Source organism: Pseudarthrobacter leeuwenhoeki (assembly GCF_055412885.1).
The window spans coordinates 140210-163187 of the sequence record NZ_JBVAYY010000010.1; the positions used below are offsets into that span (position 1 = coordinate 140210).

Here is a 22978-nt window from a genome sequence, read left to right on the forward strand (position 1 = left end):
AGCCTGTTGCCATGAACGGACACACCGACACCCTGGCCAGCCTGGACCCGCGCCTGTCGTGGCGGGCCGCCGGGACCGCGGACCTGGACGGCTGGGCGGACCTGATCGCCCGGACCGCCGCCGTCGAACGGCCCGTCTGGTTCGAGCGCCGCGCCGACCTGGAACAGATCCTCGCATCACGGACGAACCCGGCCGCGGCTAATACGGTCCTCGGCTTCGACGCGCAGGGCACGGCCAGGGCGTACGGCCGGATCACCAAGACCCCGGACGGTGAGAAGGCAACCGGGTACGGCTGCGTCGATCCCGGGTGGCAGGGACGCGGGATCGGCACCGGCTTGCTGGGCTGGATGGAGGCGAGGACCCGGCAGCGGTTTGCCGGGGACGCGGGGACAGGCTCCACCCCCAGGCTGCGGCTCCACATGGAACAGCAACACACGCACCAGGCCGCCCTGTTCGAGGAAGCCGGCTACCGGATCGTCCGCTACTACAACGAGATGCACCGGCCCCTGGCGGACGGCCTCCCCGCGGTGCTGCTGGACGAAGGTCTGGAACTTGTGGGCTTCGGGCCCGGCCTGCACGAGGCCGTGCGGCTCGCGCACAACGATGCCTTCCGGGACCACTGGGGCAGCGAGCCCCGGGACGGGGAGGGGTGGGGCTTCGTGGTGAACGATCCGCTGGCCCGGCCGGACCTGAGTGCCGTCGTCGTGGAGCAGTCCACCGGAAACGTGGCGGGCTACCAGCTCGCCAGCCATGACCCCGTCAGCGCCGGGACCCGGGGCTACAAAGAGGGCTACACGGACCTGCTGGGCGTGCGGCGCGGGTTCCGCGGCCGCGGAGTCGCGCGGGCGCTCCTGGCCGACGCGATGCGCCGCTTCGCCGCGGCCGGGATGGACATGGCCTCGCTCGACGTCGACTCGGAGAACCCCACCGGGGCCCTGGCCCTCTACGCCGGGATGGGCTATGTCGCCGTCAACAGGAGCATGGCCTGGGACAAGGAGCTGTAGCTGGCCATCGTCGCGGTACCCTTCCGCGCGCTACCCATCCACATCGTGGAGGTGATGGACGACGTCATGGAGGAAGTACTGCGCGAACGTCAGTACGGTGAACCCGGAGCCGTTGCTGCGGGTGCCCGTGCGGCCCCACTGATCCTCCGGGACCCGTCCGAAGGAAGCGGCGATCTGCTCGCCCTCCGTTGTGAGTTCCGCGCTGACCTCGGCCGGGTCGGCGTTGGCATAGTCCTTCTCGACCGCGGCCACGTCCTGGTCCCAATCATCGAACCGGGCGTCGTCCTCGCGGAGCATCAGATCCAGCCGGTAGTCGAACAGGCCGAAGACGTCCCGGACATGGCAGGCGTACTCCAGCACGGACCACGTGTCCCCGTTCGGGCGTTCGGCGGCGTCCGGACGCCGCAGGGCGGCGCGCCAGCGCGGGAGCATGCTTCCCACGATCCCCGGTACCGTCGCTGGCGTGACCGCCGAGGCATCGAAACCGCACTCGGGGCAGGGCCGCTGCAGGACCCAGGTCCAATCCTTGATGTCCGGGATGATAGGCATGGGAGCAGTCTAAGCGCAGTCCGGGGAGCCCAGGGCCAAGGGTCCAGGCGAGACATTGCCGTCGGGCAGGGCCGACGCTGTCTCAACCACTGGGGACACAGCAACGTCCCGTTGCCCGCTGCAGTCTGTCGCCGCGCGGTCGAATCCTGGCCAGGGGTACGCTTCCCGCAATCGGAACCTGTTGGATATGAGCCTCCGGCTCCGGCCCCGCCCCTCGGGCAATACAAAAAATGTCGTCACGCGGCGGCGAAAGTCGCCACCAGGGGCCTGTGTCTGCAGCCCATTCCGGCAGTGGCACCTCGCCTCGAAGCCGAAATCCCAGGTTCCACCGTGGGTCCGACGCTGTTGCCCCGCATAATACTGAGCCCACAGGTGCGTCTGCGCCGGCCATTCGCCACAAATGGCCGCCATGACTGGCCCCATAGCGGCCATTCGTGGTGAGCCGGTGAGCGATAGCGGCCACTTGTGGCAAGTGGGTGAGCGGCGGGCGTGACGGGTGCCCGGGCGTTGCCTAAAGACCCCGTGCCCGGACGCCGGAGTCCCGCCGTGACTAGGCTTCCGCCCCGGGTGCCGGCTGCCAGGACATGCTGGGGCCAATCGCGTCGATGGCCTGGGAGAGCGGAATGCCGGACCCGTCGCGGCGGCCGTGTTCCCCGGGAAGGGAACGGGACACCCCGGCCTGGGACGACGCCTTCGCGGGGCCGTGGCCGGCCCATGCGAGCAGCAGGGTGTCCTCGCCCTTGAGAAAACGGTGCGCCCGGACCCCGGCGGTGGCGCGGCCCTTCGCCGGGTATTCGGCGAGGGCGGTGACCTTGGCGGCCCCGGGAGCGGTGCCTGGAAGCGCCCCTTCCGTGCCGGCGATGGTCACCACGACGGCGGCGCTGTCGGCCGGGCTGGCGGCGCCGAAGAACATCACCAGGTCCCCGGCAGCCAGTTTGATGCCGGCCATGCCGCCGGCGGTCCGGCCCTGCGGACGGACCGCCGGGGCCGGGAAGCGCAGCAGCTGCGACTGCCGCGTCACGAAGACGAGGTCGACGTCGTCGGAACCCGCGGGGGCGACACCCACCACGGCGTCCTTGTCCTTGAGCGCAATGACTTCCCAGTCCTCGCGGTTCAGCGGGTAGTCGGGCTGGACGCGCTTGACCACTCCCTGGGCCGTGCCGATCGCCAGTACCTCATCCAGCGGCGCGAACGCCACCAGCGATTCGCCCTTGAGCAGCGTGATGAAGTCCTTGGCCGGAACTCCGCCGGCCATGTTCGGGGTGCCCTGGGTCGGCGGCAGCACGGGCATGTCCATCACCTGAAGCCGGAGCATGCGGCCCTGCGAGGTGACGGCGGCAATCTCGCCCCGGGCCGAGGTCTTCACCACGGAGGTGAACACATCGTGCCGGGTCCGCGGGCCGGACTCGGCGAGGCTGTCCTGGTTGGCGGTCCGAGCGATCTGGCCGGAGGCGGTCAGGATCGCCCAGCAGGGATCGTCCGCGATCTCCAGGGCCAGTGGATTGGCCTTGCCTTTGGCCCCGGGAGCGGCGGCCAGTGCGGCGGCGACGGTGGGGGAGACGGCCTCGGATTCGAGCAGCACGGTCCGGCGCGGCGTGCCGTATTTCTCGGCGATCCCGGCCAGCTCGGACGACACAAGGCCGCGGAGACGCTCGCTGGAGCCGAGGATGGCTTCGAGCTCGGCGATCTCCCGGCGCAGTTCCTCCTGCTCCTTCTCGAGTTCGATCCGCGAGTACTTGGTCAACTGCCGGAGCCGGAGTTCCAGGATGTAATTGGCCTGGATCTCGGTGAGGTCGTAGATGGACATCAGCCGGGTCCGGGCCGCGGCCACCTCGTCCGAGGAACGGATGATCTGGATGACCTCGTCAATGTCCACGATCGCGATCAACAAACCCTCGACCAGGTGCAGGCGGTCCTTTTTCCTGCCGAGGCGGAAGGCCGTGCGGCGGCGCACCACGTTGATGCGGTGTTCCACATAAACGCTCAGGAGCTGGAGCAGCCCGAGGGTCTGCGGCTGCCCGTCGACGAGCGTGACGTTGTTGATGCCGAAGGAGTCCTCCATCGGCGAATAGCGGTACAGCTGCTGCAGCACGGCGTTCGGGTTGAAGCCGTTTTTCAGCTCGATCACGAGGCGCAGGCCGTGCTTGCGGTCCGTGAGGTCCACAATGTCGCTGATGCCGGTGAGCTTCTTGCCGTTGACGGCGTCCTTGATCTTCTCGATCACTTTTTCCGGGCCCACCATGTACGGCAGTTCCGTGACCACCAGTCCGGTGCGGCGGGCCGAGAGCTGCTCGATCTCCACCTTGGCCCGGGTCTTGAACGAGCCGCGGCCGGTGGCGTAGGCGTCGCGGATACCGTCCAGGCCCACGATCCGGCCGCCGGTGGGCAGGTCCGGGCCGGGGACGAACCTCATGATGTCTTCAAGCGTCGCGTCCGGGTGCTCAATCAGGTGCCGGGCCGCGGCGATCACTTCCACCAGGTTGTGCGGGGCCATGTTCGTGGCCATGCCGACGGCGATGCCGGTGGCGCCGTTGACCAGCAGGTTCGGGAACGCCGCCGGCAGCACGTCCGGCTGGGTCAGCTGGTTGTCATAGTTGGGGACGAAATCGACGACGTCCTCGTCGAGGTGGTCCGTCAGGGTCAGGGCCGCGGCCGCGAGGCGGGCCTCGGTGTACCGCGGGGCGGCCGGGCCGTCGTCGAGCGAGCCGAAGTTGCCGTGGCCGTCAATGAGCGGCAGCCGCAGCGAGAAGTCCTGCGCCATGCGCACCATTGCGTCGTAGATCGCGGTGTCGCCGTGCGGGTGCAGCTTGCCCATGACCTCGCCCACCACACGGGCACTCTTGACGTGGCCGCGGTCCGGGCGCAGGCCCATCTCACTCATCATGTACAGGATGCGCCGCTGCACGGGCTTCAGTCCGTCGCGCGCGTCAGGGAGGGCCCGCGAGTAGATGACCGAATAGGCGTACTCAAGGAACGAGCCTTCCATTTCGGATGTGACGTCAATATCGACGATGTTTTCTACGAAATCCGGGCTGGCTTCCCCTGCCGGGGACGGGGTTTGGCGGCGGGCCATGAGACTGGTGGGTCCTTCTAAGCGGTGCAGAGCGAAAGCTGCGTAAGTTTATGACTAGGCTAAGCCTATGGTGGAACAGCCCGTGGACGGCGTATATCCGGAATATTGGGAAGCTGATGTTGTCCTGCGCGACGGAGGGACGGCCCATCTGCGCCCGATCCACCCGTCCGACGCGGACGCGGTGCAGGCCTTCCACGTGGGGCAGTCGCAGAAGTCCATCTATATGCGGTTCTTCGCGTTCAAGTCCAAACTCTCCGCCAAGGAACTCAAACGGTTCACCGAGGTGGACTACCAGGACCGGGTGGCCCTCGTGATCACCATCGGCGGGGAAATCATGGGGATCGGCCGCTACGACCGGCTCGATGACCCTGAGGAAGCCGAAGTCGCGTTCAACATCTCCGACGCGCACCAGGGCCGCGGCATCGGGTCCATCCTGCTCGAACACCTCGCCGCCGCCGCCCGCGAACACGGGATCCGGAAATTCAGTGCCGAGGTGCTCCCGGAAAACCGCAAAATGCTGATGGTGTTTTCGGACGCCGGCTACGACGTCAAACGCCACTTCGACGACGGTGTGGTCAGCCTCGAATTCAACATCGACCCCACGGACAAGTCCCGTGCCGTGATGGAATCCCGGGAACACCGCGCCGAGGCCCGCAGCATCCAGGAACTGCTCGCCCCGTCCTCCGTCGCCGTCATCGGGGCCAGCCGCAAATGGGGCACTGTGGGCTACCAGCTGCTGGAGCACATCATTGAAGGCGGCTTCACCGGCCCGGTCTACGCGATCAACCCGGAAGCCTTGGAACTCGCCGGCATGCTTTCCTTCACACGGCTCTCCGAGGTGCCCGGGCCGGTCAAGCTCGCGATCATCGCTGTCCCCTACGCCGAGGTCCCCAAGGTTGTGGAGGAATGCGGCGCCGCCGGGGTCAAGGGGATCGTGGTGGCCACCTCCGGGTACGCGGACGACGGCGAACGCGGCCTCGCCCGGCAGCGCGAACTCGTCCGGCAGGCCCGCGCCAACGGCATGCGCGTGATCGGCCCGGCCTCGCTGGGCATCATGAACACCAACCCTGCCGTGTCCCTCAACGCCTCGATGGCGCCCTCGCTGGGCCGCCGCGGCGGCCTGGGGCTGTTCAGCCAGTCAGCAGCGATCGGCGTCTCGCTCTACGCGGCCTCCAGCCGGCGCCGCGTCGGGATCTCCACCTTCCTGTCGGCCGGGAACCGCGCCGACGTCTCCGGCAACGACTTGATGCAGTACTGGGAGGACGACGCCGACACGACCGCCGTCGGGCTCTACCTCGAATCGATCGGCAACCCGCGCAAGTTTTCCCGCCTGGCCCGGCGCCTGGCCCGGACCAAGCCGGTCATCGTGGCGAAGTCCGGTGTCATGGGCCTCGGGCTGCCTCCCGGCCACGCCGTCCGCACCACCCTGGCCCCGCCGGAGGCACTCGACGCGATGATGCGCCAGGCCGGGGTGATCCGCGTCGGGACCGTCGAAGAGCTCATGGACGTCGCCCAGATCGTCTCCAGCCAGCCCCTGCCGAAGGGCCCGGGGATCGCCGTCTTCAGCAACTCCCTCGCGCTCGGCAAGGTTGTCGCGGACAGCGCGGTGGCACACGGACTCGGTGTGGAGCGGATTGTCACCGACGTCGACCTGGACGCCGGGATGTCCGTGGCGCTGCCCGCGCTGCGGCGCAGCCTGCAGGAAGTCCTCACCGCGGACACCGTCCACGCCGTGGTGGTCGCGCTGCTGCCCGCCCACGGCCTCACCGTCGAGAAGATCGCCGGAGTCCTCGCCGAATGTTCGGTGGCGGCCGGTAAACCCGTGGTGGCGGCGTTCAGCGGTCTGCTGGACCCGTCCATCTACGTCGAAGGAATGGTGGGCGACGAGGCAGGGGCGGGCGTTGTTCCCTGCTACTCCAACCCTGGCGCGGCAGTGGCCGCGCTGGGATCCGTGGTCCGCTACGCCCAGTGGCTGGACCGGGACCAGGGCCTGTTTGTGGAGCCCGAGGGCTGCGACCCGGAGGGCACCCACGAGGAGCTGGAGCGGCTGCTGGAAACGGTGGGCGGCGAGCAGCTGGTACGGCTGGATTCCGAGACAGCCGCGGGCCTGCTGGCCCGCTACGGCATCAGGGTGGTCCCGTCCGTCGGCTTCGAAACCGCCGAACAGGCCATCGCCGCCGCGGACCGGCTCGGCTGGCCGGTGGCGTTGAAAACCACCGACCCCGCCCTGCGGCACCGGCTGGACCTCGGCGGGGTGCGCCTGGACATCCAGGACGCGGACTCGCTGCGGCGGAATCTGCTGGAAATGCGCAAGTCGCTGGAACGCTACGGCTCGCCGTCGCTGGAAGTGCAGACCATGGCGCCGGTGGGGCAGGCCTGCACGTTCCGCGCCATCGAGGACCCGCTGCTGGGCCCGGTGGTGTCCTTCGGCCTGGCGGGGGACGCCGTCAATCTGCTGGACGACTGGGCCCACCGGGTACCGCCGCTGTCCGGCTCGGACCTGCATGACTTCATCCGGGCCCCCCGGGCCTCGCGGAAGCTCTTCGGCTACCAGGGATTGCCGGCGGTGGACGCCCGGGCCCTGGAGGACCTTGCCGCCCGGCTGACCAGGCTCAAGGACAACCATCCGGAGATCGCCCTCGTCGACTTCACCCCCGTGCTTGCCGGGCCGGAGGGGGCGTCGATCCTCGCGGCGGACGTCCGGATAGCCAACGCCGCCCAGCGTACCGACAGCGCCCGCCGGGCCATGCGCAGCTGACGCCCGGGAGGGCGTCGGTGCGTCAGCTCTCCCGTGGCGTCAGCTGCGGGGAAAGCCCCCCGGCTGCAATGGTTAGCAAGTCCCCAGCCGATCTGTGAAAATGGAGAGCATGAGCTTTCAGTCTCCGACACCCAAGCCCCAGACGACCGTCTCCGGACGCCCGGGCGCGCACCACCACGGCCTGCATGACCACAGCGTGCAGGGTCAAAGCCTGGAAGGGGCCCTCCAGCAGGCCGGTTTCTACCCCCGGCTCGTGGCCGACGTCGTCGCCGACGCCCTCGACGGGCGTGACTGCGTGGCGCACCTGGTGCACCTGGAGACGCACTTCGACCGCGCCGAGGTCCGCCGCCACATCACCGTGCTGGTCCTGACCGAGGACATGCTGGTCATCACCCATGTGGACGACCAGCAGCTTGATGAGGCGGGGGAGCAGACCGTCGCGCAGATCTCCACGGAATCCGTGCCCGTGACACAGATCCGCTCCGTGGTTCTCAGCTACGTGTACGCGCAGCCCCAGGAGTACAAGTCCTCGGACCCGGTCCGCGAGCTGACCCTGTCCATCGCCTGGTCCGGCGGCCAGCGCCTCGACATGGGCCCGGCCAGTTGCGGGGACCCGCAGTGCGAGGCCGACCATGGCTACAGCGGGACCATCGCGCAGGAGGACATCGTGATCCGGATCAGCGCCGAAGCCGACGGCCTGCAGGCTGTCCAGGACGCCAAATTATTCGCCCGCGCCCTCCGTGCCGTCAACACCGGATACACAGCCCCGGTGCCGCACGCCGGCCCCGGGCTGCCGCCGCGCCCGCGGATGGGCGTCTTTGGAAGCCGCGCCAGCCGTGGCCACCAGCGCTGAGATGACACCGGTCAGCGTGCCCCCGGCCCTCCCGCAGAGCCTGCCCGCAGCCCCGGCCCTCCCGCAGAGCCTGCCCGCAGCCCCGGCCCTCCCGCAGAGCCTGCCCGCAGCCCCGGCCTTCGGAAACCGCTCCATCGCGGAGGTTCTCACCAGCGCCGCGGCCAGCGTGGGTGTTCCCGGCTTCGAAAACCGCCTGAACCTGCCCGCGGCCAAGCGCATCTGCGTCGTGCTGGCCGACGGGCTGGGCCGCAACCTGCTCAGGCAGAAGTCGGCGCACACGCCCTTCCTGCGCGCCGTGATGCAGGCCGGCCAGGGGCAGGTGCCGGTCTCCCTGGACTCGGCCTTTCCGTCCACCACGGCAGCGTCGCTGGCCAGCTTCGGCACCGGACTCTCCGCCGGGCAGCACGGCATGGTGGGCTTCGACGTGCTGGACCCGGACCAGGACCGGGTCGTCAACATGCTGGGCGGCTGGGACGCCGGCGTAGATCCGGAGCAGTGGCAGCCGTTCCCCACCGTCTTCCAAAGGGCCGCGGAGCACGTGGATGTCAGCACCGTCAGCCTCCCGCAGTTCAGCGACTCCGCCATGACCCGGGCCGCGCTCCGGGGCGGCCGCTACGTCACGGCAACCACCCCGCATGCCAGGACCGCGGCGGCCGCCGCTGCGATGGCCGGGGCCGGACGGTCGCTGATGTACTTCTACGTCAACGAACTGGACAAGGCCGGGCACCGCCACGGCTGCCAGTCACCGCAGTGGGAACACCAGCTCGAGGAACTCGACGCCACGGTGAAGCGGCTCAGCGCCACCCTGCCGGCGGGCACCACCATCCTGCTCACGGCCGACCACGGCATGCTGGACGTGCCGGAATCCCAGCGGATCGACTATGCGGCCGACCCTGCCCTCGTGGCAGGTGTCCGCCATACCGCGGGCGAGCCGCGGATGGTCCATCTCTATCTGGAGGAGTCCGAAGGCGAGTCCGGCCGGGTGCGCCTGATGGAGGCCTGGCGGGCGCGTTTCGGCGACCGGATCTGGGCCTTCACCCGGGAGGAAGCCATCGCCGCTGGACTCTTTGGTGCGGTCCGGGCTGAGGTCGGCCCGCGGATCGGCGACGTGATGATCGCGGCCAGGGACGCCCTGGCCCTCTACGACACCCGCCGGGCGCGGCCGACAGCCCTTGACGTGGTGGGCCAGCACGGTTCGCTGACAAAAGCCGAACGCGAAGTCCCGCTGTTGTGTTTCCAGGCCGACGGAAAAAGGGCCCCCCGCGCCTGACTGGGCGTGAAGGGCCCTGACGGGCGTGGCCGCCTGGAAGCCGCGGCGGACGTTAGTCCCCGCGGGCTCCGAAGACGATATCGTCCCAGCTCGGAATGCTGGAGCGCTTCGGTTTGGCCGGCTGGCGCTCCGGCTGCTCCGCATCGCGGTCATCCCGGGCGGCGGCAGGGGTCCCACGCTGTCCGCGACGCGGTGTTCCGCCGCCCAGCAGTTCGTCCAGCCCCGGGCTGGAGGTGGCGCCCTGCTGTCCGGCAGGCCGCAGTGGCGGGGCCGCAATGGTGATTTCCCGGGTGTCGGTACTGACTCCGTCATGCAGCTTCAGGGCGTCGTCCGGTGACTCCCCGTGGCGGGGAGCCAGGCTGAGCCTGGACATGATCGAGGGCCTGCCGTCGCGGCGGCGTTCCCGGGGATCGGCGGCCGGGCGGGTTTCCGCGTCGGCCGCATCCGGGTGCTTCGGTTCGCTCGTCCCGGTCCCCTCCCCGGGAGCAACGGGTTCCGGCCCGGCCGGTGCCTCCGCAGGAAGCTCGGAAGGCCGGGGATGGGCCGCCGGAACACCGTTGGTCAGCAGCGTGGCGAGGGCGTCGTCGGCGTCTTCGTCCACACCGAGGCGCTGCCCGCGGCGGGAGCGCAGCATGTCGAGCAGCCCGTCGGATTCCTGTTCCTGCTGCAGCTGGAGCTGCTGGATTACCTGGTGCTGGGCGGTTGCCGTGCGGGCGGCAGCGTCGGCGTCGGTTTCAAAATCAAAGGGCCGGTCCGAGACGGCGGAGAGCCGGCGGGCCGGGACGGGGCCGTCGAGGGGCTCGAGTTCGCTGAGCTGCTGGGCCCAGCGGTTGGCGTTTTGCAGCGCCTTCCGGGCCGGGCTGAAGGTCCACATGGCGGGCGGTTCCTCGCCGATGCCAGCCGGACCGCCGGGCTCCGCTTCGAAGTGCGCCACCACATTCCAGCTGCCGTCCGGGCGCCGCCAGGAGTCCCACTCCACCGCGGCGGCATCAATGCCGTGCGCGCTGAGCCGGTGGGCCACCATTTCGCCCAGCGACGCCGGCTGGTCCCCGAATACCGAGCGGTACACGTCGTGGCCGGGGGCGGGGGCGGCGACCTCCACCATGCGGGCCTGCCGGGCAACGTGCTCACGCTCGGCGAGTACCGGCCCCTCGTAGCGCTGGACTTTAGCGAGCGGAATTCCGGAGAGCTCCGCCACCTCGGCAGCTGTCGAGCCGCTGCGGATCCGCGCCTGGATATCGCGTGGAGACATGGCAATGGGCGCGGCCACCGCGCCGGATGCGGCCTTAGCCGACGTCCGGTTGGCTGCCACCCGAAGTGCTTCATCGATTGGCAGCTGGAACATCTCGCCGCCGGTGCCGCTTAACAAGAGATGCTCCTTGTCGTCGTGGACGCCTACAAGCCGTAGATCCTGCATACAAATCCTCCACCCTGGCATTACTAACAATCCAAACTCTGCCACCGATGCGGGCGAATTCCGGTGAGGACGGAGGGCGCGCCGTCATTTTCCGCTAATTTCCGGCACTATTCGCCCCCTCGCGTGGTGAGTTGCCGGGCCGGTCCCCGATGCGGCAGCCCGGGGTGCCTGCCGCGGACCAGAGGACTCTGGCATTCACCGGGCGCTTAAGCAAAGATAACCCGACATCGGGCACAAGAAACCGTGTGTCCGGTGTAGACATCGGAGAACCGCACCCGGGGGTCCAGGGCTACCGCCCGACAGGTCCGCCCGGGCCCGGCGAACCAACCGAACGACTGCGGAGTGAGCAACTAACAATGGCGACAGACTATGATGCTCCGCGCAAGACTGAGGAGGACCTCAGCGAGGACTCCCTTGAGGCGTTGAAAGCCCGGCGTACGGAAAAGCCTTCCGCAGTGGTCGATGAAGACGAATCGGACCTTGCGGAAGGCTACGAACTCCCCGGCGCGGACTTGTCCGGGGAGGAACTGCTGGTGCTGGTCATGCCGGCCCAGGCCGACGAGTTCACCTGTGCCTCCTGTTTCCTCGTCCGCCACCGTTCGCAGATTGCCCGCGAAAAGGACGGCCGAAGGTACTGCAAGGACTGCGAGGGCTAGGAGCCGGGGGCCGGGACTGCGCGGGCTAGGACTTCAGTGCGGCGACCAGCTCGTCCGGGTGCCGGGTGGACGTCAGCCAGTAGGGGGTGCGGTCGGAGGGATCGGTGATCCCGATGCGGACCACCGGATCGATCCAGCCGCGGATGCACAGGAACGCCAGGCCGTTGAGGCGGGTGCCGCGTTCCGCCGTCGCGTCCTGGCCCCGGAACGCGGACGCGGTGCCGACGAAGCGGCGTTCGATCGTGGCGCGGCCGACGCGCAGAGTGGAGCCGGTGACTGTGATGGCCGGCGTCGAGAGGACCAGCAGCACGGCGAGGATCGTGAACAGGACAACCGCGGCGGTGAGCCCGGCGGCCAGACTGATGGGGGCGAACACCAGGATCCCGGCGCCCGACAGACCCGCCGACACCAGCCAGATCCAGAAGTTCGGCCAGAGCTTCTCGCTGTACAGAACGGTGGCGTCGCTGGGGGTGCTGTTGGGGGCAGGCACGGCTGCACTGGATTCGGGCATGGACCCAGCTTTCCACTTTTCCCGGGCTATTTCACCTTGGCGGCAGAAGCGGGGGGCGGGGCCCGGGCCGCCGGCCGTCGCTAGGCCGATCTTCCCGGCGGGCGTTAGAGTGAGGGACTGTGACTGAAGAAACGACTGGAGCGGACGCCGCCGAAGCGGCACAGCCGGAAGCACAGCCGGCGGCAGGGTACGGGACCCCTACCCTGACGGTGCAGCTGAAGATGCTCGACGACGGCCTGGAGCCGCCGTCGTATGCGCACCCGGGCGACGCCGGGGCGGACCTGCGCGCCCGCGAGGACGTGGTGCTGGAGCCGGGGGAGCGCCGGCTGGTGCCCACCGGTGTGGCCATTGCCCTCCCCGACGGCTTCGTGGCCCTGATCCACCCCCGGTCCGGGCTCGCGACCAAGCACGGACTGACCGTTGTGAACGCTCCGGGCACCGTCGACGCCGGCTACCGCGGAGAAATTGCGGTGACGCTGCTCAATACCGACCGCCACTACGCGATTGAACTCAAGCGCGGCGATAGAATTGCACAGATGGTTATTCAACGCGTGGAGTACGCCCGGTTCCTGCCGGTCCAGGACCTCAGCGGCTCGGTTCGCGGCGGTGGAGGCTTCGGATCCACCGGCGGCTTCGGCGCGCCGGTCTGACCGGAAGCTGGCCAGACCGCAGTATTGCAGTGACTTATGAGCAGGATCCATATGCAGGACATATCAGCCGACCGCTGTTTCTGCATGAGTGCAGAATGAGACAGCAGATGCCGCGCGGACGCGGGGCGACGCGGCGGCACGGCATCACAACTAAGGAGACAACCCCATGGTTTTTGGGCGTGGCAGGAAAGCCAAGCAGGAACAGCTGACAGACACCGGGGAAACCCGGGAAGCCGTCACCGACGCTTCCGCCGACGACTCCGCCGGGACGTCCGCCGCTGCCCCCGTCCGCGGCGCCACGGGTCCTTTCGACGTGTCTGAAATCAAGGACCAGGAGGGCTACGTGGACCTCGGGGCCCTCCTGATCGCTCCCGCCGAAGGTCTGCAGCTCCGGCTTGAGGTCGAGGAAGCCACCCAGCGGGTCGTCGCTGTCACCATGGACCTGAACGGCTCCAGCCTCCAGCTCCAGGCCTTCGCGGCTCCCCGCTCCGAGGGCCTGTGGGACGAAATCCGTGAGCAGATCGGCCAGTCGGTGGGCAGCCAGGGCGGCCAGGTCGAAGAGATCCAGGGGGGATTCGGCACCGAGCTGCTCGCCAAGCTCCCCGCCAGCGGCACCGACGGAAGCCACGGCTACCGCGTTGCCCGCTTCATTGGCGTCGACGGTCCGCGCTGGTTCCTCCGCGGCGTCTTCGGCGGCGAGGCTGCTGTTGACCGCGACGACGCCGCCGGCCTTGAGGGCCTGTTCCGGCAGATCGTGGTGGTGCGGGGTGAGAACCCCATGCCCCCGCGCGACCTGCTGCAGCTCCGCCTGCCCAAGGACAATGCCGTGCCCGCACCGCAGTCCGCCCCGGACCTCGGGCAGCCGGAACGTGGACCGGAGACTACCCAGATTGGCTGACGCCCCCCGCCAGGACCCGGCCTCCGCCATCTCTGTGAGGCGGTTGCCGGATCGCGGCCGCGTGTTGTGCCACGGCTACATTGAGTCGGTCACCTACGCACCGGCCAGCCACGTGGCAGCCTTCACCGCAGTCGTCGTCGACCACGACGCGCCCAGGACCCATGGTGCCAAAGCGGCCACCGCAGGATCGGTCGCTTCAGCCGCCCAGCCGTCAGCAGCCGTACCCGCCGCCGGCCCACGGCGCCAGCGGCCCGACGTTCCCAAGGACCGGCTCCGGGTTGTCTGGCTCGGACGGCGCCGCATTCCCGGGATCGACGCCGGCACGGAACTCCGCCTGCAGGGCATGGTCACCGTCCGTGACGGCTTGCCGACCATGTTCAATCCCCGCTACGAGATTGTGTCCCGCCAGGAGGAACAATGACCGTGCCCGAGAAGCCCGAGCCCACTGTTCAGTCCGGCACTGCCCAGTCCGGCGCAGCCCAGTCCGGCGCTGTTCAGCCTGGCGCCGCCCAGCCCGGCGCTGCCCGGCCTGGCGAAAACCAGCCCGATGCCCGGCAGGGGCCGGACCAGGGGCGCTCCGCAGCCCAGCCGACCGTCGCGCAGCTCGCCGAAGGCTACGCGGCCAAGGCCGGGCTGCACCGCTCCGGCAACGGCAACATCGATGTGCTCAAGAGCGCCGGCGGGGTCCAGGGCATCGCCGAAAGCATTCTCCCGGGCCTGGTTTTCCTGGTCGCTTACACGATCACGCGTGAGCTGCCCCTGGCGCTGATCTGCGCGCTGTCCGTGGCCGCGGTCTTCACCATAGTCCGGCTGGTGCAGCGCAAACCGCTGACGCAGGCGCTGGCGGGGATTGCCGGCGTCGGACTGTCCGCGTGGCTTGCGAACAGCACCGGCAAGGCCGAAGACTTCTACGTTCCCGGGTTCTTCACGAACTTCGCGTACATCGTGGCGATGACCATCTCGATTGCCGTGCGCTGGCCCTTTGCCGGGCTGATCTTCGGGTTCATCCGCAACGAGGGCCTGGACTGGCGGAAGGACCCGGCCCGGGTCAAGGCCTACCAGATCGGCACCTGGGTGATCATCGCGGTGCTGGCCCTGCGGCTGCTGGTCCAGGTGCCGCTGTACTTCATGGGCGAGCCCGGTTTCGCGGCCCTCGCCACGACCCGGCTGCTGATGGGCGCGCCGCTGTACATCCTGGGTATCTGGGTCGCCTGGCTGTTGACCCGGCCCGCCCCCAAACCCACCCCCGAGGCCTAGCCTCCTGTTGCGCTATCACTTCCAGTCGTTCCAGGCGTTTCAGAACAACCCGGACTGACAGCGCAACCGGGCTAACCGTCGAAGCCGTCGTCCTCCGGCAGCGGGTTCTCGTGGCCGGCCCGGCCCGGGGTGTCGTCCTCGTCCTCGCCCTGCGGTTCCTGGGACTCCGGCGACAGCAGGGCACGCAGCTCGTCCTCGGCCGCGATCGTGGTCACGAAGAACAGCTCGTCCCCGCCGTCGATCACGTCATCACGGCTCGGCGTGATCGGCGCCTGGTCCCGCAGGATCGCGACCAGGGTTGAATCCTCGGGCCATTCGATGTCGCCGACGGTCAGGCCGAGCACGTGCGAGTCGTGCGGGACCGTGAACTCCACCAGCGATGACACGCCGGTCTGCAGCGTCAGCAGACGGACGAGGTCGCCGATCTCCACTGCCTCCTCGACCAGGGCGGTCATGAGCTGCGGGGTGTTGACCGCGACGTCGACGCCCCAGGAGTCGTCGAACATCCAGTCGTTCTTGGGGTTGTTGACCCGGCCCACCGTCCGTCCGACGCCGAATTCGGTCTTCGCCAGCAGCGAGACCACCAGGTTGACCTTGTCGTCACCGGTCGCGGAGACCACGACCTCGGCGTCCTCCAGTTTCGCCTCCTGGAGGGTGCTGAGTTCGCAGGCATCGCCAACCAGCCAGTGGGCGCCGCGGAGGCCGCTGCGCCCGATCACCTCCGGTTTCAGGTCGATCAGCAGGATCTCGTGTTTGTGGGCCAGCAGTTCGCGCGCGATCGAGGAACCGACGCTTCCCGCCCCGACAATGACGACTTTCACTTAGGACTCCTTGGCGGGGGGCTTGGCAAGAATGTGGGCGACTTCGGTGCTGCGGTCAACACCCAGCATGGCGTGCACGGTGTCGCCGTCCTGGTACAGGGTGCCGGCCGGAGGCAGCATGCCCTCGCCGAACCGGGTCAGGTAGGCGACGCGGATCCCGGCGGCCTTCTCGATCGAGGTGACCGGGTGGCCGATCCAGTCAGGGTTCAGATCCACCTCGGCGAGGACCAGCCGGCCGGAGGGGTCCCGGAAGTCGCCGGCAAGGTGCTGTTCGGGCAGGATCCGGCGGAGCACCTGGTCCGCGCTCCAGCGCACGGCGGCGACTGTGGGGATGCCCAGGCGCTGGTAGATCTCGGCGCGGCCCGGGTCGTAGATCCTGGCGACCACGTGGGGAACATGGAAGGTTTCGCGGGCCACGCGGGTGGCCAGGATATTGGAATTGTCGCCGCTGGAGACGGCAGCGAAGGCATAGGCATCCGCGACGCCGGCCTGCTTGAGCGTCTCCCGGTCAAAGCCGACGCCGGTGACCTTGCGGCCGGTGAAGCCCGTGCGGAGCCGCCGGAAGGCGCGGTCGTCCTGGTCGATGATGGCCACGGAGTGGCCCGCGTCCTCGAGTGTGTGCGCGAGGGTTGCCCCCACGCGGCCACAACCCATAATCACGAAGTGCGCCAACCGTGCCTCCTGTTGTTCCTGACCTGCTGCTGCGTAAAACTCTACCGGCCAGCGCGGCCGGCGCGGCCCGTGCGTCCGGCACCGCGGGCGCCGCTTGGACCCGACCGGACGGCGGGGACCGGTGCCGTCATGACATCGCGTCCGAATCGGACTAGCTTTGTGTGGTGCCGACAATTTTCAATGCCGTGAAGCGGGTGCTGGTAGGCAGGCCGTTCCGGAACGACAACCTGGCTCACACGCTGCTTCCCAAGCGGATCGCCTTTCCCATTTTCGCCTCCGACGCGCTGTCCTCCGTGGCGTACGCCCCGGACGAAATTCTCCTGACGCTGGCGCTGTCCGGCATCAGCGCCGTGGCGTTCTCGCCCTGGGTCGGGCTGGCCGTCATGGTGGTGCTGCTGACAGTGGTCGCCTCCTACCGCCAGAACGTCCACGCCTACCCCTCCGGCGGGGGCGACTATGAGATCGCCAACGAGAACCTGGGCAAGTATGCCGGGCTTACCGTCGCTTCCGCGCTGCTGGTGGACTACGTGCTGACCGTCGCCGTGTCGATGTCCTCCGCCGCCACCTACCTGACCACCGCGGTGCCTTCGCTGCATGGCCAGCAGGCCACCATCGCGACGATCGGCGTCGTGGTCCTGGCCCTCGTGAACCTGCGCGGCATCAAGGAAGCCGGCACTGTGTTTGCCCTGCCGACCTATATTTTCATGGTCTCCATCTTCGGCATGACCGCCATCGGCCTCTTCCAGTCCGCCACCGGCCAGCTGGGTGAGGCGCCCTCGGCAGCCTTCACGATTGTTCCCGCGCCAGGTTTCGACGAAGGGCTGGTCGGTCTCGCCGGCGCCTTCCTGCTGCTCCGGGCCTTCTCCTCCGGCGCCGCGGCGCTGACCGGCATTGAGGCCATCAGCAACGGCGTGCCGAACTTCCGGAAGCCCAAGAGCAAAAACGCGGCCACCACCCTGCTGCTGCTCGGCACGATCGCCGCTTCCATGCTGGCCGGGATCATCTACCTCGCCAACGCCACCAAGGTGCACATCGTGCTGGACCCTGCCACGGAGTTCCTGTTGAACGGCCAGCCGCTGCCGGAGGACTACATCCAGAGTCCGGCGATCAGCCAGATCGCCCAGACCATCTTCGGCGCAGCGTCCATCCCCTTTTTCATCGTGGTCGCCGCCACCGGCGTGATCCTTGTCTTCGCGTCCAACACGGCGTTCAACGGCTTCCCGGTGCTCGGCTCGATCCTGGCGCAGGACGGTTACCTGCCCCGCCAGTTGCGCACCCGGGGGGACCGGCTGGCCTTCAGCAACGGTGTCCTGGCACTGGCCGCCGGCGCCTTGGTGCTGATCATCGCCTTCAATGCCGACGTCACCAAGCTGATCCAGCTCTACATCGTGGGCGTCTTCATCTCCTTTACGATTAGCCAGCTCGGCATGATCCGGCACTGGGGCCGGGCGCTTAAGCTCGCCAAGGACCCCGCCGTGAAGCGGCGGATGCTCAAGTCCCGCACCATCAACACCATCGGCTTTGGCATGACGGCCCTGGTCCTGGTGATCGTCCTGATCACCAAGTTCCAGCAGGGCGCCTGGATCGCGCTTCTGGCCATGTTTGTGCTGTTCCTGATGATGTGGAGCATCAGGGCGCACTACGACAACGTGGCCAAGGAACTCGCCGTGGACGAGGACTCCTCGCCGCGGGCCTTGCCGACCCGGGTGCACGCGGTGCTGCTCGTCTCGCACGTCCGCAAGCCGGTGCTGCGGGCACTGGCCTACGCCCGCGCGTCACGTCCGTCCCGGCTGGACGCCGTCACCGTGGACATCAACAGCGAGGAGACCGAACAGACGGTCGCGGACTGGGAGAAGCTGGAAATCCCGGTACCGTTGACGGTGCTGGCCAGTCCGTTCCGCGAAACGGTGACGCCCATCATGGAGTACATCAAGAACATGCGGCGCGATTCGCCCCGCGACCTGATCGTCGTCTACATCCCCGAATACGTCGTGGGTAAGTGGTGGGAGCATCTGGTGCACAACCAGACCGCACTGCGCATCAAGACCCGGCTGCACTTCGAGCCGGGCGTCATGGTGGCCAGTGTGCCGTGGCAGCTGAAATCATCCGAAGAAGCCAAGAGACTGCAGGACATCCAATGAGCTCCGACACCCAGACGCAACCCCACACTGAACTGATCCTCGACGTCGGGCCGGTCGCCCACGGCGGGCACTGCGTGGCCCGGCATGAGGGGCGCGTGGTGTTCGTCCGCCACGGTATCCCCGGCGAGAAGGTCCGGGTCCGCCTCACGGAGTCCGGGCCGGACGCCAAGTTCTGGCGCGGCGACGTCGTGGAGGTCCTGGAGCCATCCACTGACCGGGTGGAGCACTTCTGGGACCTGGCCGATTCCGCGCGCTCCTGGTCGCACCGCCACCCGCCGGTGGGAGGCGCTGAACTGGGCCACATCTCCCTCGGGCGCCAGCGCAGCCTCAAGGCCGAGGTGTTGGCCGAACAGCTGCGCCGCCTGGCCGGCGTCGACCTCCCGCTCGCGGGGAAGGGACTCACCGCAGAGGGCGGAGTGGAGGCGGTGGGGGAGTCCGGAACCGGGACGGCGGCGGGCCTCGCCTGGCGCACCCGCGCCGGTTTCGCCGTGACCCCCGCCGGAAAGCTCGGCATGCACGCACACCGCTCGGACACGGTCCTCCCGGTCCGGGAGATGCCCCTGGCCTCGGATGCCATCAACGCCCTCCGGCTCTGGGATATCGACCTGCAGGGCATCGAGCGCGTTGAAGTCGCTGCGCCGGCCAACGGCTCACGCCCGCTCGTGCTCCTGGTGCCGGCCGCGGGAACGCGGGCCAAGCGGCTCAGCGCGGTCCTCGCCCAGCTGCCCGAGGACGTCTCGGTGGCCAGCTTCGATCCGGTCAAGGGTGAAGTGCTGCGGCTGCGCGGACGCACCTACATCCAGGAGGCGGCGGCCGGCCACGACTACCGCGTCACGGGCGACGGTTTCTGGCAGATCCACCGGGACGGCCCTGACACCCTCGTGGGCGCCGTGATCGGATTCCTGCAGGACGGCGGCTTCCTGGAACCCGGTGCCGTGGTGGCGGACCTGTACGCCGGGGCGGGGCTGTTCACCGCGCCGCTGGCCGACGCCGTGGGTGTCACCGGGTCCGTGCTGTCCGTGGAGGGATCGCCCGGCGCCAGCCGGGACGCCCGCAAGAACCTTCATGACGCAGCCCAGGTGGAAATCGTCCAGGGCCGGGTGGACCGGGTTTTGCGCGAGAAGGAACGTACCTTCGACGCCGTCCTGCTGGACCCGCCCCGGGCCGGTGCCGGCAAGGCCGTCGTCAACCAGGTGGTCGGGGCCGGTCCCCGGGCCGTGGCCTATGTGTCCTGCGATCCGGCGTCCTTTGCCCGCGATGTGGGCTACTTCCAGCAGTCCGGCTGGGAACTGGCGGGGCTCCGGGCCTTTGACCTGTATCCGCACACCCACCACATGGAGACTGTGGCGCTGCTGACTCCCCGGGGCTGAGGCCACTAGGATGGGCCGGGTAGTCCGACGTCGCGCTCCGTAATCACGGCTGATCTCCTGCACCTTGTGCTGGTCCTTGTGCTAACAAGGCCGGCGCTAGTTAGGCCACCCTAACTAGCAGGGGGTCTGCGGTGCGACAAAGATAAAAACTGTTGCGAGAGGAGTCCTGCGATGAGCATTGTGGACAGCTTCGGTTCAAAAGGCAAACTTAATGTAGCCGGTACCGAATACGAAATTTTCCGGTTGAACTCCGTTGAAGGTGCAGAAAACCTTCCGTTCAGCCTCAAGGTATTGCTTGAAAACCTGTTGAGGACCGAGGACGGCGCCAACATTACGGCCGATCACGTCCGAGCACTGGCCGGCTGGGACCCCAGCGCCGAGCCCGACACTGAAATCCAGTTCACGCCGGCGCGCGTGATCATGCAGGACTTCACTGGCGTGCCCTGCGTTGTGGACCTTGCGACCATGCGTGAAGCAGTCAAGGAACTCGGCGGTGACCCCAAGCGGGTCAACCCGCTGGCTCCTGCTGAAATGGTGATTGACCACTCGGTGCAGATCGATTTCTCCGGCAACGCCGGCGCACTGGAGCGCAATATGGAGATCGAGTACCAGCGCAATGGCGAGCGGTACCAGTTCCTGCGGTGGGGCCAGACAGCGTTCGACGACTTCAAGGTCGTCCCGCCGGGAACCGGCATCGTGCACCAGGTCAACATCGAGTACCTGGCCCGCACCGTCATGACCCGGGAAATTGACGGCGTCGTCCGGGCCTACCCGGACACCTGCGTCGGCACCGACTCCCACACCACCATGGTCAACGGCCTGGGTGTGCTGGGCTGGGGTGTCGGCGGCATCGAAGCCGAGGCAGCCATGCTTGGCCAGCCCGTCTCCATGCTGATCCCGCGCGTCGTGGGCTTCAAGCTGACCGGGTCCATCCCGGCCGGCGCAACCGCCACCGACGTCGTCCTGACCATCACCGAGCAGCTGCGCAAGCACGGTGTGGTCGGCAAGTTCGTGGAGTTCTACGGCGAAGGCGTCGCGGCTGTGCCGCTGGCCAACCGCGCCACCATCGGCAACATGAGCCCGGAGTTCGGCTCCACGGCCGCCATGTTCCCGATCGACGACGTCACCCTCGACTACCTGCGCCTCACCGGCCGCTCGGACGAGAACGTTGCCCTCGTGGAGTCCTACGCGAAGGAACAGGGCCTCTGGCACGATCCTTCCAAGGAGATCAAGTTCTCCGAGTACCTCGAGCTGGACCTGTCGACGGTTGTTCCGTCGATTTCCGGCCCGAAGCGCCCGCAGGACCGCATCATCCTCACGGAGTCCAAGGACCAGTTCCGCCAGGACCTGCGCAACTACGTGAAGGAAGAGCTGGTTGGCGGAAGTGTGGACGAGGCAATCGACGAAAGCTTCCCCGCTTCGGATGCGCCGTCGTTCACCGCTTCCGCAAGCCACCTCACGGACGAGGCTCCGCACTCGCACGGCCCGGCGTCGGACGGCCGCCCGTCCAACAAGGTCAGCGTCAAGACCGCAGACGGCCGCGAGTTCGAACTGGACCACGGCGCAGTGTCGATCGCCTCGATCACGTCCTGCACCAACACGTCCAACCCGTCCGTGATGCTGGCCGCCGCACTGCTGGCCCGCAACGCCGTCGACAAGGGCCTGACCTCGAAGCCGTGGGTCAAGACCTCCGTGGCTCCCGGGTCCAAGGTTGTCACCGACTACTACAACAAGTCGGGCCTGACGCCGTACCTGGAGAAGCTCGGCTTCTACATCGTCGGTTACGGCTGCGCGACCTGCATCGGCAACTCCGGCCCGCTCGACACCGAAATCTCCGAGGCCATCCAGGCCAACGACCTTTCCGTCACCGCAGTGCTTTCCGGCAACCGCAACTTCGAAGGCCGGATCAACCCGGACGTGAAGATGAACTACCTGGCCTCCCCGCCGCTGGTCATCGCTTACGCCCTGGCCGGAACCATGGACTTCGATTTCGAGAACGACGCCCTGGGACAGGACGAGGCCGGCAACGACGTCTTCCTGAAGGACATCTGGCCGAACCCGGTCGAGGTCCAGCAGGTCATCGACTCCTCGATCGACAAGGAAATGTTCGCCCGCGGCTACGAGGGAGTCTTCGAAGGCGACGACCGCTGGAAGGCACTCTCCACCCCGGCCGGCGACACCTTCGCCTGGGATCCGAAGTCCACGTACGTCCGGAAGCCCCCGTACTTCGACGGCATGAAGGCACAGCCGGAGCCCGTCACGGACATCACCGGCGCCCGCGTGCTGCTGATGCTGGGCGACTCCGTCACCACGGACCACATCTCCCCGGCAGGGTCGTTCAAGTCGGACACCCCGGCCGGGCAGTACCTGCTGGCCAACGGTGTGGCGCGCAAGGACTTCAACTCCTACGGCTCACGCCGTGGCAACCACGAGGTCATGATCCGCGGAACGTTCGCGAACATCCGGATCAGGAACCAGATCCTGGACGGCGTCGAGGGTGGCTTCACCCGCGACTTCACGCAGGCCGACGGCCCGCAGGCCTACGTCTACGACGCCGCGCAGAACTACGAGGCCGCCGGCATCCCGCTGGTCGTCCTGGCCGGCAAGGAGTACGGCTCCGGCTCGTCCCGTGACTGGGCAGCCAAGGGCACCGCGCTCCTGGGCGTCAAGGCTGTCGTGGCCGAAAGCTACGAGCGCATCCACCGCTCCAACCTGATCGGCATGGGCGTCCTGCCCCTGCAGTACCCGGCCGGCCAGAACGCTGCCAGCCTCGGGCTGACCGGTACGGAAACCTTCGCCGTTGAAGGCGTCACCGCCCTCAACGAAGGCACCACGCCGAAGACGCTCAAGGTCACCGCCACGGCCGAAGACGGCACTGTCACGTCCTTCGATGCGGTCCTGCGCATCGATACCCCGGGCGAGGCTGACTACTACCGCAACGGCGGCATCCTGCAGTACGTGCTGCGCCAGATCTCCGCGAACTAGCGGAGAGCTCCTCCCGCAGGGGAGGAACAGTTGCCAGGTGCGAAAGCCCCGGCCGGTCCCTGACCGGCCGGGGCTTTTTCGTGCCCGGCACAA

The 22978-nt window shown here is 68.2% G+C and carries 18 protein-coding genes; 12 read left to right on the top strand and 6 right to left on the bottom strand.

The features are described 5' to 3' along the window. The first annotated feature begins 11 nt into the window (after window positions 1-11). Window positions 12-1004, top strand: a complete 993-nt coding sequence (locus tag ACZYX4_RS11050; RefSeq protein WP_463875776.1) for a GNAT family N-acetyltransferase — start codon at window positions 12-14, stop codon at window positions 1002-1004. A gap of 30 nt (window positions 1005-1034) precedes the next feature. On the opposite strand, the gene ACZYX4_RS11055 is transcribed toward ACZYX4_RS11050, so the two are convergent. Together ACZYX4_RS11055 and ACZYX4_RS11060 are read right to left on the bottom strand one after the other, a co-directional pair. Continuing rightward, complete coding sequence (locus ACZYX4_RS11055) at window positions 1035-1553, bottom strand: DinB family protein (protein ID WP_463875778.1); 519 nt, start codon at window positions 1551-1553, stop codon at window positions 1035-1037. A gap of 550 nt (window positions 1554-2103) precedes the next feature. Further along, window positions 2104-4626 carry a DNA gyrase/topoisomerase IV subunit A gene (locus tag ACZYX4_RS11060; protein ID WP_463875780.1) on the bottom strand — a complete coding sequence of 841 codons (2523 nt, stop codon included), beginning with the start codon at window positions 4624-4626 and terminating at the stop codon, window positions 2104-2106. A 67-nt stretch (window positions 4627-4693) separates the two neighbouring features. Between ACZYX4_RS11060 and ACZYX4_RS11065 the strand changes: the two genes are divergently transcribed. The 3 genes from ACZYX4_RS11065 to ACZYX4_RS11075 all read left to right on the top strand — a co-directional run bounded on the left by ACZYX4_RS11065 (window position 4694) and on the right by ACZYX4_RS11075 (window position 9507). Next, on the top strand, window positions 4694-7384 hold the full coding sequence (locus tag ACZYX4_RS11065; protein ID WP_463875782.1) for a bifunctional acetate--CoA ligase family protein/GNAT family N-acetyltransferase: 2691 nt from the start codon (window positions 4694-4696) through the stop codon (window positions 7382-7384). Between the two features lie 109 nt (window positions 7385-7493). Continuing rightward, window positions 7494-8237: a DUF5998 family protein gene (locus tag ACZYX4_RS11070; protein ID WP_463875784.1), complete on the top strand. Its 744-nt coding sequence runs from the start codon at window positions 7494-7496 to the stop codon at window positions 8235-8237. After that, window positions 8221-9507 (top strand): alkaline phosphatase family protein, encoded by a 1287-nt coding sequence (locus ACZYX4_RS11075; RefSeq protein WP_463875786.1) that lies wholly within the window; start codon window positions 8221-8223, stop codon window positions 9505-9507. The genes ACZYX4_RS11070 and ACZYX4_RS11075 overlap by 17 nt, the downstream gene beginning before the upstream one ends. A gap of 52 nt (window positions 9508-9559) precedes the next feature. Here ACZYX4_RS11075 and sepH read toward each other — a convergent pair whose 3' ends face one another. Beyond that, window positions 9560-10924, bottom strand: coding sequence for a septation protein SepH (gene sepH / locus ACZYX4_RS11080; RefSeq protein WP_463875787.1), 1365 nt, complete (start codon window positions 10922-10924; stop codon window positions 9560-9562). A 356-nt stretch (window positions 10925-11280) separates the two neighbouring features. Here sepH and ACZYX4_RS11085 point away from each other — a divergent pair, with 356 nt between their 5' ends. After that, the gene (locus tag ACZYX4_RS11085) at window positions 11281-11580 is read left to right on the top strand and encodes a DUF4193 domain-containing protein (protein ID WP_463875789.1); all 300 of its coding nucleotides are present in this window, start codon (window positions 11281-11283) and stop codon (window positions 11578-11580) included. A gap of 25 nt (window positions 11581-11605) precedes the next feature. Here the strand turns inward: ACZYX4_RS11085 and ACZYX4_RS11090 are convergent, their stop codons facing one another. After that, window positions 11606-12091, bottom strand: a complete 486-nt coding sequence (locus ACZYX4_RS11090) for a DUF3093 domain-containing protein (protein ID WP_463875791.1) — start codon at window positions 12089-12091, stop codon at window positions 11606-11608. A 119-nt stretch (window positions 12092-12210) separates the two neighbouring features. On the opposite strand from ACZYX4_RS11090, the gene dut reads away from it, so the two are divergent. From dut to ACZYX4_RS11110, 4 genes are all read left to right on the top strand, one after another. Next, window positions 12211-12741, top strand: coding sequence for a dUTP diphosphatase (dut, locus tag ACZYX4_RS11095; protein WP_463875793.1), 531 nt, complete (start codon window positions 12211-12213; stop codon window positions 12739-12741). Between the two features lie 166 nt (window positions 12742-12907). Beyond that, a complete protein-coding gene (locus ACZYX4_RS11100) occupies window positions 12908-13639 on the top strand; it encodes a DUF3710 domain-containing protein (protein ID WP_463875795.1) in 732 nt (243 codons plus the stop codon). Then, entirely contained in the window at window positions 13632-14060 is a 429-nt protein-coding gene (locus ACZYX4_RS11105; RefSeq protein ID WP_463875797.1) for a single stranded DNA-binding domain-containing protein, read from the top strand. Before ACZYX4_RS11100 ends, ACZYX4_RS11105 begins: the two co-directional genes overlap by 8 nt. Then, window positions 14057-14896 carry a DUF3159 domain-containing protein gene (locus tag ACZYX4_RS11110; RefSeq protein ID WP_463875799.1) on the top strand — a complete coding sequence of 280 codons (840 nt, stop codon included), beginning with the start codon at window positions 14057-14059 and terminating at the stop codon, window positions 14894-14896. The genes ACZYX4_RS11105 and ACZYX4_RS11110 overlap by 4 nt, the downstream gene beginning before the upstream one ends. Before the next feature lie 71 nt (window positions 14897-14967). On the opposite strand, the gene ACZYX4_RS11115 is transcribed toward ACZYX4_RS11110, so the two are convergent. Then, a complete protein-coding gene (locus ACZYX4_RS11115; protein ID WP_463875801.1) occupies window positions 14968-15717 on the bottom strand; it encodes a potassium channel family protein in 750 nt (249 codons plus the stop codon). Beyond that, window positions 15718-16389, bottom strand: a complete 672-nt coding sequence (locus ACZYX4_RS11120; protein ID WP_463875803.1) for a potassium channel family protein — start codon at window positions 16387-16389, stop codon at window positions 15718-15720. A 164-nt stretch (window positions 16390-16553) separates the two neighbouring features. On the opposite strand from ACZYX4_RS11120, the gene ACZYX4_RS11125 reads away from it, so the two are divergent. The 3 genes from ACZYX4_RS11125 (at window position 16554) to ACZYX4_RS11135 (ending at window position 22885) form a co-directional block, all read left to right on the top strand. Then, window positions 16554-18530, top strand: coding sequence for an APC family permease (locus ACZYX4_RS11125; protein WP_463875860.1), 1977 nt, complete (start codon window positions 16554-16556; stop codon window positions 18528-18530). Next, window positions 18527-19900 carry a class I SAM-dependent RNA methyltransferase gene (locus ACZYX4_RS11130; RefSeq protein ID WP_463875805.1) on the top strand — a complete coding sequence of 458 codons (1374 nt, stop codon included), beginning with the start codon at window positions 18527-18529 and terminating at the stop codon, window positions 19898-19900. The genes ACZYX4_RS11125 and ACZYX4_RS11130 overlap by 4 nt, the downstream gene beginning before the upstream one ends. Window positions 19901-20071: 171 nt before the next feature. Continuing rightward, window positions 20072-22885: an aconitate hydratase gene (locus ACZYX4_RS11135; protein ID WP_463875807.1), complete on the top strand. Its 2814-nt coding sequence runs from the start codon at window positions 20072-20074 to the stop codon at window positions 22883-22885. The last annotated feature ends 93 nt before the right edge of the window (window positions 22886-22978 follow it).